Source organism: Haloterrigena sp. KLK7, from assembly GCF_037914945.1.
Lineage (GTDB): Archaea > Halobacteriota > Halobacteria > Halobacteriales > Natrialbaceae > Haloterrigena > Haloterrigena salinisoli.
This window is the reverse complement of sequence record NZ_CP149787.1, coordinates 636,943-650,409: the sequence shown is the minus strand read 5'-3', so window position 1 is coordinate 650,409 and position 13,467 is coordinate 636,943. Positions and strand designations below refer to the sequence as shown.

The window sequence follows — 13,467 nt, the reverse complement described above, 5'->3', positions numbered from 1 at the left end:
GTAGGTCGTTACTGCGGACTCGGGTTGGAGCCGCTGCCGACGGACCCCTGGCTCCCCTCGAACGCGTTGCTGGTGATCGACTTGAGGCGATCGACCAGCGAGTCCTTCTTCGGTTCGCCCATCAGCGCGACGTCGAGCACTTCGCTGATGTTCGAACACGGGATGATCTCGATCATCTCCTCGTACTCGTCTTCGATCATCACGTCCTGCTCGTTGGCCTTCGGGATGATGACCTTCGAGCAGCCGGCCTTCGCGGCGGCCTCGATCTTGTGGGTGACTCCGCCGACCGGGAGCACGTCGCCCCGGACCGACAGCGAGCCGGTCATCGCGACCGACTGGTCGACCGGGATGTCCTCTAAGGCGCTGATGACGGCGGTCGCCACGGTGATGGAGGCGGAGTCGCCGTCGACGCCCTGTTGGCCGGCCTGGACGAACTGGATGTGGATGTCCTTCTCCGAGAGGTCGACGTCGGAGAACTTCTTGATGATCGCGGAGACGTTCTGGACCGACTCCTCGGCCATCTCCTTTAACTTCCCGGTGGCGATCACCTGACCGCCGCCCTGTGCGGGCGCGATCTCGGCCATGACCGGGAGCATGATGCCCGAGTCCTCGCCCATGACGGCGAGGCCGTTGACCCGTCCCTCGACGCCGCCGTCGGCGACCTCGAGCTCGTAGTCCTTGCGGCGCTCGATGTAGTCGTCGGCGAGCTGTTGCTCGATCGAGCGCGAGCGGCCCTTGGCCTGCAGGACGTCCTCGCGGGTGGTGAACTCCCGGTCCTCCGAGCGGGCGATGTCGCCCGCGACGCGGACCAGTCCGCCGAGGGTCCGGAAGTGCAGCGTGAGGTGATTCTTCCGACCCGAGCGACGCTTGGCCTCGAGGATGACCTCCTCGACGGCCTCGTCGGTGAAGTGGGGGAGGCGACCGTCGCGTTCGACCTCCTGAGCGATGAAGCGCGCGTACTTGCGCCGCATCTCGGGGGTGTCCTCGATGGTGTCCTCCATGTAGACCTCGTACCCGTACCCCTTGATACGGTTCCGGAGCGCGGGGTGCATGTTCTCCATGGCGTCGAGGTTCCCCGCCGCGATCATGATGAAGTCACAGGGGACGGGCTCGGTCTGGACCATCGCGCCCGAGGAGCGCTCGGACTGGCCCGTGATGGCGAACTCGCCCTCCTGGATCGCGGTCATCAGCTTCTGCTGGGTGCGGATGTCGAGCGTGTTGATCTCGTCGACGAACAGCACGCCCTTGTTGGCCTGGTGGATCGAGCCGGGTTCCACGCGGTCGTGGCTCGGGGTCTCCATCCCACCGGACTGGAAGGGGTCGTGGCGGACGTCGCCCAGCAGCGCGCCGGCGTGGGCGCCGGTCGCGTCCTCGAAGGGCGCGGTGCGCTTGTCGCCGTTGTTGACGATCATGTTGGGCACCATCGCGTCGCTTCCGCGGTTCGTGTAGCGGAAGATCAGCCAGACGATCCCCGCCGCGAGGATGCCGAGCAGAATGTTCTGGGCGATGAGGATCGCGTACGCGAGGATGATCGCGACGATGATCCACATCAGGATCGAGCGCATCTGGTTGCGCTTGCGAGCCTCTTCCTTGTGGGCGTCGATGATCTGTTCGCCCTTCCCGGCCGGGACGGTACGGACCTTCGGCTCGTTGCCGTCGTCCGGGTTGTGATAGACTAAGACGTCCTGGAGATCTTCCTGGGGAAGCAGCTGACTCATCGCCTTCGCCAGCATCGACTTGCCGGTCCCCGGCGAGCCGATCATCATGACGTGGCGACGTTGCTTGGCTGCCTTAATGATGATATCTCGTGCCTCGTCCTGGCCGATGACCTGGTCGACGAGTCGGTCGGGAACCTCGATCTCCTCGGTCGAATCGATCTGGAGGCCGCCGAGCAGATCGTCCTCGGCGGCGTCCTCGTCGATTTCGACGCCCGGATCGACCTCGACCTCGCTGCCGAGGTCTTCGACGGTTTCGATGTCGTCCTCGCTCGAGTCGGGCTCGAACTCGTCGATCGGATCGTCGAACTCGTCCCCGTCGTCGACGTCGTCGCGCTGGTCACCGTCCTCCTCGAGCGGCGACCGATCTCCCTGACGCTCCGACTCCGGCTCCGTGTCCTGGGGCCGTGGCTGGGCCTGCTCCTCGTCAGGTCCAGCGTCGGTGGCGTCTTCGGGAGGGTCGTCAACGTTCGTATCGTTACTCATAGAACTCTGTTCAGTACCTGATTCGAAGGGATTGGGACTGATATACTTTCTCCATGCGGAGGATGGTGACAGTGGCTGAAACCCGGCCCCACAGCGCCCGACGGGGTGGTTCAGCGTTTCGGTGTGGCGTTCTCGTCGAGCGGTATTTCGGAGCGAAACGTTTGGTAGCATAACTCACAGTACGTCGCTGTCGTCCCGCTCTCCGCGACCCGGTCGTCGCGTCGCCGAACTCGCCACGCTTAAGCACGCCGCCCGAGCAGTTTCCGGCATGACCCGGGGGTTCTACATCGGCCGGTTTCAGCCCTTCCACAACGGCCACCTCAGCATGGTCGAACAGATCGCCGAGGACGTCGACGAGCTCGTGCTCGGGATCGGGAGCGCCGACGACTCGCACACCGTCCGCAACCCGTTCACGGCGGGCGAACGCATCATGATGATCACGAAGTCGCTCGTCGACTACGACCTCGTCACCTACGCCGTGCCGATCGAGGACCTCGAACGGAACTCGGTGTGGGTGAGCCACGTCCAGAGCATGAGCCCCGATTTCGACGTCGCCTACTCGAACAACCCGCTGGTCATCCAGCTGTTCCGCGAGGCCGATATCGAGATCCGCCAGTCGCCGATGTTCAACCGGGAGGTCCTAGAGGGCAGCGAGGTCCGCGAGCGGATGATAACGGGCGGCGACTGGGAGTCGCTGGTTCCCGCCGCCGTCGCCGACGTCGTCACCGAGATCGGCGGTATCGAACGGATTCAGATGATCAGCGACTCGGACTCGAACGGCGCCTGACCGCCCTCGAGTCACGGCCGATCGCGGTCCCGGGCTGCTACCGAGACCGCCCGACCGCTCCTGAGACCGCCCGAACACCCTCGAGACGGCCGGCCGACACCGAGACGCATCGATTTTCATCGTTCGCCTCGTATCGCCGCCCATGATCACGCTCGCGTCGGACTTCGGCACGCCGTATCCCGCGGCGATGAAGGGTGTCCTCTGTCGGCGAACGGACGCCAGACTGGTCGACGTCGCCCACGATTTCCCCCGGCAGGACGTTCGCGCCGCCGCCTTCTGGCTCCGAGAGGTGTTGCCCTACTTCCCGCCGGCGATCCACCTGATCGTGATCGATCCCGGCGTCGGCACCGACCGCAACGCGGTAGTCGTCCGCGCGGGCGACCACGCGCTCGTCGGTCCCGACAACGGCGTCCTGCTCCCCGCCGCGCGCCGACTCGCCGGCGGCGGAAGCCTCGAGCCCTACGTGGTCGACGAGAACCGTCTCGAGCCGGTCGAGCCCGCCGGCGGCCCGGTCGGTCCGAGCGCGACGACGCTCTCGAGGGGTGGCGAGACCGGCGACGACGACAGCGGCGACGATCGCGAGGGGCCGGCCAGCGCCACCTTCCACGGACGAGACGTCTTCGCGCCCGCCGCCGGCGACGTCCACGAGGCCGGACTCGAGGCCCTCGCTGACCTCGAGTGGCTCGCCCCGCTCGACGGCGGTCCCGTCGACTGTCGCCTCCCCGACGCGACCCTCGAGGACGACCGCGCGACGGGCGAGGTGCTGGTCGTCGACGGGTTCGGAAACGTCGTCACGAACGTCCCCGGCGGCTTTCTGGCGGGGCGCGACGAAATCATTGCGAACGGCGAGACGGTTCCCGTCGGCGAGACCTTCGCTGCCGTCCCGGCCGGCCAGTGGCTCGCGACCGTCGGGAGCCACGGCTACGTGGAACTGGACGTCAATCGGGGGCGAGGCGCGGCGGCGTTCGGACTCGAGGCCGGCGATCGGGTCGTCCTCGAGCCGGTCGCGGACGGCGGAAACTGAGGACGGACTCAGTCGTCGCTCGCGCGGACGCGCCGGTCGATCGGCTCGATCACGACCTCGCCGCTCGAGCGCACCGCGATCGAGTGGTCGGCGAACGGAAACGTGACGGCGCCGTCGCTGGCCCTCGCGGTGCCTCGCCAGTGGTCCACCAGCGCGTCCAGTGCGTCCGGATCGATCGCGTCCGAGAGCGGGTCGAGTTCGTCGGGCTCGACCTCGAGCGCCGACGCGATAGCGGCGACGACGGCCGTGATCGCCGAGTCGTCGGCGTCGTCACACCACGTGTGGTAGGTTTTCCGATCCTCGTCGTAGTAGATCGTGTGTCCGGCGGTGTCGTCGATCGGCGTCAACCTTCCTCTCGGATCGGTTCTGGACATGATAATTCAAGCTGTCGTGTGATATCACTTAACGATAATGGCCGACCGACGGACCGCCGTCTACGGCGCGAAGACGGACCGAACGCATCGAAACGAGAAAAACGGAACTGGGCCGAGCGACGGTGTGGCGGGTGCGTTATTCGGCGGCGATGACGTCGTCGATGCGGGCGATCATCGTCGCGGCCTCGGTGGCGCTCTCGATGGCCTCGCGCTTGACGTCGGCCGGGTCGACGACCCCGTAGTCGAACGGATCGTCGATCGTGACCTCCTCGCCGCTGGTGATCAGGCCGGCCCGTCCCGTCGAGTCGTGGGCGGAACGGAGATCGACGAGCGCGTCGATTGGGTCTCGGCCGGTGTTGGCTGCCAGCGTGCGCGGGACGATGTCCAGCGCGTCGGCGAAGGCGTTGACGGCCAGCTGCTTGCGGCCCTCGATGCCGGCGGCCTCCTCGCGGATCTTGTCCGCGATGGCGATCTCGGTCGCGCCGGCGCCGGGAACGACCTCGCCGGAGGCCAGCGCGGTCGCGACGACGTCCAGCGCGTCGCCGATGGCGCGCTCGAGCTCGTCGACGACGTGTTCGGTGCCGCCGCGGACGAAGACGGTGACCGTCTCGGCGGCCGCGCCGCCCTCGACGAACGCGAGGTCGTCGTCGCCGTAGTTCTCGGCGCTGATGCGGTCGGCCGCGCCGAAGTCGGCCTCCTCGAGGTCGTCGAGGGCGCCGACGCGGGTGGCGCCGGTCGCGGAGACGATGTCCTTGGCGTCGCTGTCGCCGACGCCCTCGAAGACGAGCACGCCCTCACCGGCGAGATACGAGGCGACGCGGTCGTCGACGTCCTCGGTCGTGAAGACGACGTCGGCGCCGCTCTCGGCGACGGTCTCGGCGTAGCCGCGGACCTCGCTCTCCTCGGCGTCGATGGCGCTGTTGAGCTGGTCGATCGAGTCGATTGCGTACTCCGCGTCGATCTCGCCGGTGCGGACGCCGAGTTCGACGTCGAGGACGGCGATCGAGGCGTCCTCGACCTCGCTCGGCATGCCGTCGTGGGCGGGCTCCTCGTCGATGACGATCCCCGGGACGAGCTCCGTCGCGTTCGAGGAGGCGCCGATCTGGGTGTGGACGGTGACGTTGTCGCGGGCGACGCCGTCCTCGAGTTCGACGTGACGGATCGCTTCGACGACCGTCTCGGCCAGCGACTCGGCGGTGAGACCGCCGGTTCCCTTGCCGGTCATGCTCGATTCGGCGACCTGCTTGAGCACCTCGTCGTCGACGACCTCTTCGCTGACCTGTTCCGAAATCGCCTCGAGGGCGATCTCGCTGGCCTCGTGGTAGCCCTCGACGATCGTCGTCGCATGGACGTCCTGTTCGATGAGGTCTTCGGCCTCACCGAGCAGGTTGCCAGCGATCACGGCCGCGGTCGTCGTCCCGTCGCCGACCTCTTCCTCCTGGGAGTCGGCGACCTCGACGATCATCTGGGCCGCGGGGTGTTCGATGTCCATCTCGTTGAGAATCGTGGCGCCGTCGTTGGTGATGACGACCTCGCCGCTGGAGTCGACGAGCATCTTGTCCATCCCGCGGGGACCCAGTGTCGTGCGTACCGACTCGGCGACGGCCTTGCCGGCCATGATGTTGGACGACTGGGCGTCGCGGCCCTGCGTTCGCTGACTATCCTCGCTCATAATGAACATAGGCTGTCCGCCCATGCGTCGCTGTTGTGCCATAGTTGAATCCTCACTACCTATGTCGTCAGCACTTCTATATAAAAGTTTCCCACTCGTCACCGCTCCGTCTGGCGATTGCACGGATGAGAACGTCACCCACTGTATCCCGGATTCCCCGTCTTCGGCCCGCGAATCGCGGACTCAGGTATCGGGTTCGGTGTGCCGGTCGCAGTCGGACGTACCGAGACGCGACTCACCCACCGTCGACGCCGACCGCTCCGCGGGCCGGTAGGGAGATATGGTTCCGGTGGAAAGGGCCGACAGGAATGCTCGAGCTGGAACACGGGTTTCGCGTCGTCGACGTCTACGCGCGGCTCTCCCCCGGCGATACCGGCTCCCGCGTCGACGGTCGCTCGGTCACGCCCGATCAGCTCGAGCGGGAGATGCACCAGTCGGGGATCACGAGATCGGTCGTCTTCCCGCCCGTGCGGCCGGACCGGCGCTACCTCGCGCCGAACAACGGCGTCGCCCGCCGCAGCGTCGACCGCCCGTTCGTCGCCTTCGCGCGGATCAACGGCACGCGGCGGCCGACGGCGTCGGCGACCGACCGCCTGCGCAACGCGGTCCGGAGCCGCGAGGACCACCACACGTCGCCGGCGGACATCGAACGCTACGCCTATGACGACCGGTTCCACGGCTTCGTCCTCGACCCCGGTGCCGACGAGTACCCCGACGAGGACGTCCTCGCGGCCCTCGAGGCCGTCGACCTCCCCGTCATCGTTCGCGGCGGCGCCGACGCCACCCCCGAAACCCTCGCGGACACCCTGTTCGAGCGCTCGTTTCCCGTTATCGTCGCGCACTTCGGCGGCCACCCCCTCGATCGGTCGCTCATGCACGACCTGATCGACCTGCTCGAGGAGTACGACGGCTGCTACCTCGAGACGAGCTTCGTCCGCTACCGCGACCCCCTCGAGCGGGCGCTGCTCGAACACCCCGATCGGGTCCTGTTCGGCAGCGGCGCGCCCGCCTGTCACCCCGACGTCGCCGTCATGGAAATCCTCACGCTCGACGTCTCGGAGGACAAACTGTGGCGGGTATTTTCGAAGAACGCCTGCCGAGTCATCGACGCGCTCGCACCGGACGGAGACGCGTGACTGCGTCGAACGTGCTCGTTAAATTTCACGTCGCCGAAAGGTTCATAGCTCGAGGGACGAAGGTTTCTTCGATTCCGCATGGTGGAATACGCGGCCGAGCGCTGTGCCGACTGTAACGGGAAGCGAAAGCGACGCGCCGACGGCTCGATCTGGTGTCCGAACTGCGCGCTGTTTCGGTCTCCGGCGGCGAAACCGTAAGTCGATCGCCGACGTGCCGACGGTAACCGACCGATCGGCTGTGGCGATCCGGCACCGACACGGGACGACCGCCGAGCGAAGCGATACTGACCGCCGGCGGGTACAGCGCGCGAATCGAGCGCTGAGTCGATGCGTACGTTCTTCTCCCGAGGGACTCGAGACTCCGGTAGAGGTAGAAGATATGGCTCCGAGATCGGCGACGCGCGGTTCGGCACGCCCCATTTCACCAGTCGTTGGCGTCGGTCTCTCCGTCGCGATCACGCTGACGGCAGCGATCGCCGTCGGCTTCCTCGCGGTGGCGCTGGTCGGTTGAGCGAGCGGCGCCCGCCGGACGACACCCGTCGCTCCGGGTCGTTCAGCGACCGACAGTACGGGAGATCGTTCCGTGGGCGCTCGCTCAGCCGATGTACCGCAGGTCGTCGTCCGTCGGCACGTCCATCTGCTGTTGCTGCTGTTGCTGTTCCATCTCCTGGATCTTGCCGATGACTTCCTCCATCTCGTCGGCCCGCTCGTCCAGCGACTCGTACTCGAGGTCGAAGCCGAGTCGATCCTCGAGGACCTCGAGGACCGCGCGGGCGCTCTTGGGATCGACGAGGTAGCCGCTGGTCTCGCCCATCAGGCAGGCCGCCTTGAGGCCCCGCCGCTGGCCCAGTCCGAGCAGGAGCCCGGAGACGCCGACGATGCCGCCGGCGGGCTCGTCCTCGCGGAACTCGACGCCGAGCGATTCGAGTTCCTCGAGCATCGATTCGTCGCTGATGGCGCCGACGACGGCGTACTCCTCGATGAGTTCGCCCGTCGGGACGCCGCCCAGCGCGTAGATCTCGCTCGCGCCGAACTCCTCGGCGATATCCAGGAACGCGTCGGTCAGCACGTAGTGCCCGTCGTTGGTCTGGGCCTGATGATCCCCGGTCAGCAGTAACAGGTCCCGACCCTCCGGGACGGAGACGGCGTGGATCTCGGCACACGTGAGGTCCGCGACGCCGTCTTCGACGCTCACCTGCGGCGGGAACTCCCGGGAGTAGACCCGGCGCACGAGCGTGCTGTCGGCCTCGAGTTCCTCGAGCAGGTGCTCGACGGCGAGGCTTCCGACGTGTCCCACACCCGGCAGCCCCTCGACGAGGACGGGGTCGTCCAGTTCGACCTCGGCGACGGCGTCGATCTCGAGTTCGTCCATACCGTATCAGCGACGGCGACGTTTAAGAGCGCGTCGGTACTCGCCGTACGGATCGTTCGGATCGAACGGGGCCGGCGCGCTGTTTTCCGCGTCGGCGCCGCAGTCGGGACAGGAGTCAGAGAGGGTATACACCGGGCGGTCGTGTGCGTCGCGCCACGCCGAACACACCCGGATATCCGACTTCATGCGTTATTCGTCGTCGGTGCGACGCTCGCGGTGGTACTCGCCCGAACCGCCTTCGCTCTCGATCGCTCGGACCGCGCGCTGTGCGCTCTCCTCGAGCTGGCTCTCGGCGGTCTTGTAGTTGGGCGCCTGCACCTCGATGCGATACTCGGGCGCGCCGACGTAGCTGACCTCGAGGTCGACTTCGTCGGGCACTTCACCGTTGCCTTCGGCGGCCTCGAGGGCGGTACGGATGCCGTCGACGCCGCTCGGCGACGGGTTCTCGAGGTCGACGTAGCCGGTGACGTTGACGTACGGCACCGAGACGTTCTCGCGGGCCGTGTCGACGATCGACTCGATCTCGTCGTCGGAGAGATCGGTGTTCTCGAGGGCCTCCTCGCCGTGGATCGCGGCCTGTTTGAAGCCGTCGTAGAGGCTCCCGTGTTCGGTGATCAGTTCGTTGGCGATCGCGGTGTAGGTCTCGTCGTCGACGTCCTCGCCCAGCGCGATACCCATCCAGTTGTCGGCCTTCTGCTCGTTTTTCCACTCCTGGATCTTGTCGGAGCGCTGGTGGTCGTTGACGTCTTTCAGCGAGAGATCGATCTGCTGGGACTCCTCGTCGATCTCGAGGACCTTGCAGACGACGATCTGGCCCTCGCGGACGTGATCGCGGACGTTCTTGATCCAACCGCTCGCGACTTCGGAGATGTGGATCAGGCCGCGCTTGTCCCGATACTCCTCGAGATCGACGAAGACGCCGAAGTCCTCGATCTCGTCGATCTTCCCGACGACGAGTTCGCCGGGGTCGGGCCAGCCGCTGTATTTCATCGTGACTCGACTGTGTCTACGATCTCGTGTTCGATCTCGGCTTTGCCGCCGGTCGGTCGCGCCAGCGTCGTGCCGCAGACGGCGCAGGCGACCTCCGAGGAGGCCTTGCCGAAGACGGTCTGTTCGTTCTCGCAGTCACTGCATCGAACGCTGTAGAAATTTCCTGCCATTGGAATCACTCCTGGAACTCGAGTCGGCCGGTACGCCATCCCTCGCGGAGGTGGGCCTTGCCGCACTCGCTGCAGCGGTACTTGAGGTCGGTCTTCTTGGTGGGCTTCTCGCCGACGGGCACCTTCGAGAAGCGACCGGAGTTACCGATGCTCGAGGTGCTTCGCCGAGTTCGGCGAGCGTCCCACTTTAGGCCCGAGGAACGGCCGGTTCGGGCCTTCTCGACTTCGTGTTCGTGGTGTTCGTTGCAGTGCGGACAGTACGTATTGAATCGGCGTGGCATCTGCATGGTTATCTCACTTGGCGTGGGCTAAGGCAGCGCTGTTTAAAACCCGTTTGGTTCGTCGCCGTCAGTCGATCGGGTGCGGAAACTGTCACCCGGGAATAAGTGACTGGCGACTGACGCGTGTACTCTTATCCCAATGTTTGGAAATTTGTACCACGGTAACAGAGTGTGACAGCAAGCGATGGGTATCAGCGATCTCCTCCCGGATTCCGACCGTCTCGGGACGGACGGCCGCCGGGAAGTGACCGACTCCGTGACGAATCGACTCGAGTCGAGTACCGAAGCGGTCGGCGAACTGTCGACGCGGGTCCGCGACGCGGTGAGCCAGCGGGCGACCGACGCCGCCGAGCGGGCCGTCGACGAACTGCTCGAGCGCGCGATCGATCGGAGCGCCGACGAACTGCTCACGGAATCGGGACTCGGCCGCGGCGACGATGAGTCCGAGTTCGGACCGACCGATCCGCTCGATCGCGCGCTCGAGGACTTCCTGCGACGGTACGGTCTCGACGAGGATCGGTTGGACGACCGCACGCTGGACGCGATCCGGACCCGGCTGTCGGTCGCCGGGGCCGACGTGGATCCCGAGGAACTACTCGAGCAGGTGCTGAGCGGGCGGTCGACGTCGGGATCCGACTCGGCCGACGAGACGGAGCTTCCGACCGACGATCCGCTCGCCGAAGCGTGTTCGCGACTCCGCGCGCGACTGGACGGGACGGCGGACCGACCCGTCGACGGTCTGTTCGAGGACCTCCTCGAGCGCGACGCCATCGCGGTCGGCCACGAACTCGAGCGGGTGCTCACGGAGGAACTGCCGGCGCTCGCGGCGGAACTGGAATCGGAGATGGCGGAGCTAGAGGCCGAAGACCGCGCGGGCTCGAGAACGAGGTCGTTCAATGTGGCCCCGAACGAGGGAAGCGACGGCGGCTCGACGGCGCACGGTCGGTCGGGACGCGTCCACTCGGGGAGCGTCCGATCGGCCGTCGCGATGGCCGTCGCGGCGACGACGATGCTCTCGGACGGCGACGGCGTCGATCCCGCGGTCGGGGAGCTGGCGACGGGGCTGTTACAGGCCAGTGACGGGGGTAGCGGCGTCCCGACCGAACGGGTTCTCAGCGAACTGGTACCGTTACTGTTGCAGACGGGGGCGAACAGCGACCTCGGCTTCGACCTCGACGCGCTCCGGTCGAACTCGACCGGCTCGCTGGCGCTCGTGGGACTGTTCGTGGCCAACCTCGCCGCGATGACGCTCGGGGCCTACGTCTCTCGAGAGCGGGCGCCGCCGATCCCCGACGAGATCCGCGGGCCGAACGGCGAGACCGTCGTGACCGACGAGCAGGTGAAGCTGGGGAAGAAGGCGTTCCAGGCCAACGGGCTCATGAATCAGGGGTCGATCCTGGGGAACGGCTCGTACTTCGGCGTCGATCTGACGGCCGACGCGCTCGACCTGAAAGCCGAGTACATGCGGGAGTACTACGCGCGCCAGCGCGGGAGCGACTCGTTCGAGGAGCTCGCGGACGGCGATCAGGCGGCCGTCGAACGGCGCGTGGAACGGGAGCTCGACTCCGACGCGCCCGAAGGGTCGGTCGCCCGCTACTCCGACGCAGAGGTGTTCGCCCATCGCCGGATTCGCGACCAGTACGTCGACCGCTACTACGGGGGCTCCCCCGAGCGCGGAATCCCGCAGGGGTACGTCGATTCGCCCGAGGAAGCCGCCCGTATCGCCGACTTCGCGTGCTGGACGGCGTGGATGGCCCACACCAACCGACCCGATTCGAACCACTCCTACACGAACGACTGGCCGTACGTGCCCGCGGCCGGGAATCGGCCGACCGGACAGGTCGTCGTCTGGAGCACGATCGCCGTCGTCCTGCTCATCGGCGGCGGCGGGTTCGGCGTCTGGGCCTACCACTCCTTCGACGTGGCCGAACCGACGACCGAGCTCGTCGACGTTCCCTCGCCCGATTCCGTCTCCGTGACGCCGAGCCAGTACGCCGCGGCGCGGTACGTTCCCGTCGCCGGCGCGCTGTTCGTCGCGCAGGTCCTCGTCGGCGCCTATCTGGCCCACTACTATGTCGAACGAACCGGCTTCTACGGGATCGGCGACGCGCTCGATATCGATCTCGTGTCGCTGGTGCCGTTCTCGGTGGGTCGCACCTGGCACGTCAATCTCGGCATCCTCTGGATCACGACGCTGTGGCTCGCGGGCGGGCTCTTCCTGCCGGGGCTGTTCAGCGAGTGCGATCCGCCGTGGCAGGCCGAGGGCGCGACCGCGCTGCTGGGCGCGCTCGTCGCCATCACGGTCGGCGCGTTCGCGGGCGTCTGGCTCGGTACCCGCGGCGCGTTCGGTTCGCCCGGGAGCGGCAGTGACGACGGCGACCTCTGGTGGTGGCTCGGCAGCGAGGGCCTCGAGTACCTCGAGGTCGGTCGGGTCTGGAAACTGGGACTGCTCGCCGGCTTCGGCGTCTGGACGGGGCTGGTGCTCCGCGGCGTCAGACAACTGGACGAATCGCCGACCGGCCTGGGACACTTCATGACCTACGCCGGCGGCTCGATCGCGCTCATGTTCGCCGCGAGCATGCTCTACACGCCCGAGACGAACATGGCCGTGACCGAGTTCTGGCGCTGGTGGGTCGTCCACATGTGGGTCGAGGGCGTCTTCGAGTTCTTCGTCACTGCCGTCATCTCCGCCGCACTGGTGTCGATGGACCTGATCGAGAAGGCCGACGCCGAGAAGGCGATCCTCTTCGAGGTGTTCGCGATCATGGCCGCCGGCATCGTCGGCGTCTCGCACCACTACTGGTGGGTCGGCCTCCCCGACGTCTGGGTCCCCATCGGCACGACGTTCTCGACGCTCGAGTTCGTCCCGCTCGTCTTCGTCCTCTACCGGAGCATCGGCGAGTACCGCTCGCTGCGGGCCCAGGGCGAGGAGTTCCCCTACACGCTCCCGCTGCTCTTCATCGTCGGCTCCTCCGTCTGGAACTTCGTCGGCGGCGGGGTGCTCGGCTTCTTCATCAACCTGCCGCTGATCAACTACTACGAGCACGGGACCTACCTGACCGTCGCCCACGCGCACACGTCGATGTTCGGCGCCTTCGGCCTGCTCGCGCTCGGACTGGGCACCTACATCCTGCGGGTCGTCACCCCCGAATCGGCGTGGAACCCGACGTGGTTCCGCGGCGCGTTCTGGCTGACCAATATCGGGCTCACCGTCATGACCGTCGCCTCGCTGCTCCCGATCGGGTTCCTACAGCTGCAGACCGCCTATCAGGACGGCTACGCCGCCGCGCGCGACCTCGAGTTCTACGAACAGGACCACGTCCAGACGCTGCTGTGGGCCCGAACGCTCGGCGACACGCCGATGATCCTCGGTGCGCTCGCGTTCACCGCGGCGTCGATACGCCACCTCTGGGACGCCCGGAAGCAGCGGCTGGCGACCCAGTGACGGCTCGCGGGTCGC

General features: G+C 66.9%; 13 protein-coding genes. 5 read left to right on the top strand and 8 right to left on the bottom strand.

The features are described 5' to 3' along the window. Positions 1-8: 8 nt before the first annotated feature. Positions 9-2,201 carry an ATP-dependent protease LonB gene (gene lonB / locus WD430_RS03115; protein ID WP_339104569.1) on the bottom strand — a complete coding sequence of 731 codons (2,193 nt, stop codon included), beginning with the start codon at positions 2,199-2,201 and terminating at the stop codon, positions 9-11. 268 nt (positions 2,202-2,469) lie between these two features. On the opposite strand from lonB, the gene WD430_RS03110 reads away from it, so the two are divergent. After that, positions 2,470-2,988: a nicotinamide-nucleotide adenylyltransferase gene (locus tag WD430_RS03110; RefSeq protein WP_339104568.1), complete on the top strand. Its 519-nt coding sequence runs from the start codon at positions 2,470-2,472 to the stop codon at positions 2,986-2,988. A gap of 142 nt (positions 2,989-3,130) precedes the next feature. After that, entirely contained in the window at positions 3,131-4,012 is an 882-nt protein-coding gene (locus WD430_RS03105) for an SAM-dependent chlorinase/fluorinase (protein WP_339104567.1), read from the top strand. An 8-nt stretch (positions 4,013-4,020) separates the two neighbouring features. On the opposite strand, the gene WD430_RS03100 is transcribed toward WD430_RS03105, so the two are convergent. Beyond that, positions 4,021-4,359 carry a HalOD1 output domain-containing protein gene (locus tag WD430_RS03100; RefSeq protein WP_339104566.1) on the bottom strand — a complete coding sequence of 113 codons (339 nt, stop codon included), beginning with the start codon at positions 4,357-4,359 and terminating at the stop codon, positions 4,021-4,023. A 163-nt stretch (positions 4,360-4,522) separates the two neighbouring features. Then, complete coding sequence (gene thsA / locus WD430_RS03095; protein WP_339104565.1) at positions 4,523-6,067, bottom strand: thermosome subunit alpha; 1,545 nt, start codon at positions 6,065-6,067, stop codon at positions 4,523-4,525. Positions 6,068-6,366: 299 nt separating this feature from the next. Between thsA and WD430_RS03090 the strand changes: the two genes are divergently transcribed. Together WD430_RS03090 and WD430_RS03085 are read left to right on the top strand one after the other, a co-directional pair. Beyond that, the gene (locus tag WD430_RS03090; RefSeq protein ID WP_339104564.1) at positions 6,367-7,194 is read left to right on the top strand and encodes an amidohydrolase family protein; all 828 of its coding nucleotides are present in this window, start codon (positions 6,367-6,369) and stop codon (positions 7,192-7,194) included. A 379-nt stretch (positions 7,195-7,573) separates the two neighbouring features. Further along, the gene (locus WD430_RS03085; RefSeq protein ID WP_339104563.1) at positions 7,574-7,705 is read left to right on the top strand and encodes a hypothetical protein; all 132 of its coding nucleotides are present in this window, start codon (positions 7,574-7,576) and stop codon (positions 7,703-7,705) included. Between the two features lie 84 nt (positions 7,706-7,789). Here WD430_RS03085 and WD430_RS03080 read toward each other — a convergent pair whose 3' ends face one another. Genes WD430_RS03080 through WD430_RS03060 form a run of 5 tightly spaced genes read right to left on the bottom strand, consistent with a single transcriptional unit; the run spans position 7,790 to position 10,013 of the window. Continuing rightward, a complete protein-coding gene (locus tag WD430_RS03080) occupies positions 7,790-8,566 on the bottom strand; it encodes a proteasome assembly chaperone family protein (RefSeq protein WP_339104562.1) in 777 nt (258 codons plus the stop codon). 6 nt (positions 8,567-8,572) lie between these two features. Further along, the gene (locus WD430_RS03075; protein WP_008896252.1) at positions 8,573-8,752 is read right to left on the bottom strand and encodes an RNA-protein complex protein Nop10; all 180 of its coding nucleotides are present in this window, start codon (positions 8,750-8,752) and stop codon (positions 8,573-8,575) included. Between the two features lie 3 nt (positions 8,753-8,755). Next, the gene (locus WD430_RS03070; RefSeq protein WP_339104561.1) at positions 8,756-9,556 is read right to left on the bottom strand and encodes a translation initiation factor IF-2 subunit alpha; all 801 of its coding nucleotides are present in this window, start codon (positions 9,554-9,556) and stop codon (positions 8,756-8,758) included. Next, the gene (locus tag WD430_RS03065) at positions 9,553-9,726 is read right to left on the bottom strand and encodes a 30S ribosomal protein S27e (protein ID WP_339104560.1); all 174 of its coding nucleotides are present in this window, start codon (positions 9,724-9,726) and stop codon (positions 9,553-9,555) included. The genes WD430_RS03070 and WD430_RS03065 overlap by 4 nt, the downstream gene beginning before the upstream one ends. Before the next feature lie 5 nt (positions 9,727-9,731). Beyond that, complete coding sequence (locus tag WD430_RS03060; RefSeq protein ID WP_339104559.1) at positions 9,732-10,013, bottom strand: 50S ribosomal protein L44e; 282 nt, start codon at positions 10,011-10,013, stop codon at positions 9,732-9,734. Between the two features lie 178 nt (positions 10,014-10,191). On the opposite strand from WD430_RS03060, the gene WD430_RS03055 reads away from it, so the two are divergent. Continuing rightward, complete coding sequence (locus tag WD430_RS03055; protein WP_339104558.1) at positions 10,192-13,452, top strand: cbb3-type cytochrome c oxidase subunit I; 3,261 nt, start codon at positions 10,192-10,194, stop codon at positions 13,450-13,452. Positions 13,453-13,467: the final 15 nt, after the last annotated feature.

Excerpts from the sequence above, each read along its gene's own strand:
- WD430_RS03090 (WP_339104564.1), top strand. The coding sequence starts at position 6,367 with ATGCTCGAGCTGGAACACGGGTTTCGCGTCGTCGACGTCTACGCGCGG.
- lonB (WP_339104569.1), bottom strand. The coding sequence starts at position 2,201 with ATGAGTAACGATACGAACGTTGACGACCCTCCCGAAGACGCCACCGAC.
- WD430_RS03110 (WP_339104568.1), top strand. The coding sequence starts at position 2,470 with ATGACCCGGGGGTTCTACATCGGCCGGTTTCAGCCCTTCCACAACGGC.
- WD430_RS03065 (WP_339104560.1), bottom strand. The coding sequence starts at position 9,726 with ATGGCAGGAAATTTCTACAGCGTTCGATGCAGTGACTGCGAGAACGAA.
- WD430_RS03055 (WP_339104558.1), top strand. The coding sequence starts at position 10,192 with ATGGGTATCAGCGATCTCCTCCCGGATTCCGACCGTCTCGGGACGGAC.
- WD430_RS03080 (WP_339104562.1), bottom strand. The coding sequence starts at position 8,566 with ATGGACGAACTCGAGATCGACGCCGTCGCCGAGGTCGAACTGGACGAC.
- WD430_RS03075 (WP_008896252.1), bottom strand. The coding sequence starts at position 8,752 with ATGAAGTCGGATATCCGGGTGTGTTCGGCGTGGCGCGACGCACACGAC.
- WD430_RS03070 (WP_339104561.1), bottom strand. The coding sequence starts at position 9,556 with ATGAAATACAGCGGCTGGCCCGACCCCGGCGAACTCGTCGTCGGGAAG.
- WD430_RS03085 (WP_339104563.1), top strand. The coding sequence starts at position 7,574 with ATGGCTCCGAGATCGGCGACGCGCGGTTCGGCACGCCCCATTTCACCA.
- thsA (WP_339104565.1), bottom strand. The coding sequence starts at position 6,067 with ATGTTCATTATGAGCGAGGATAGTCAGCGAACGCAGGGCCGCGACGCC.
- WD430_RS03060 (WP_339104559.1), bottom strand. The coding sequence starts at position 10,013 with ATGCAGATGCCACGCCGATTCAATACGTACTGTCCGCACTGCAACGAA.
- WD430_RS03105 (WP_339104567.1), top strand. The coding sequence starts at position 3,131 with ATGATCACGCTCGCGTCGGACTTCGGCACGCCGTATCCCGCGGCGATG.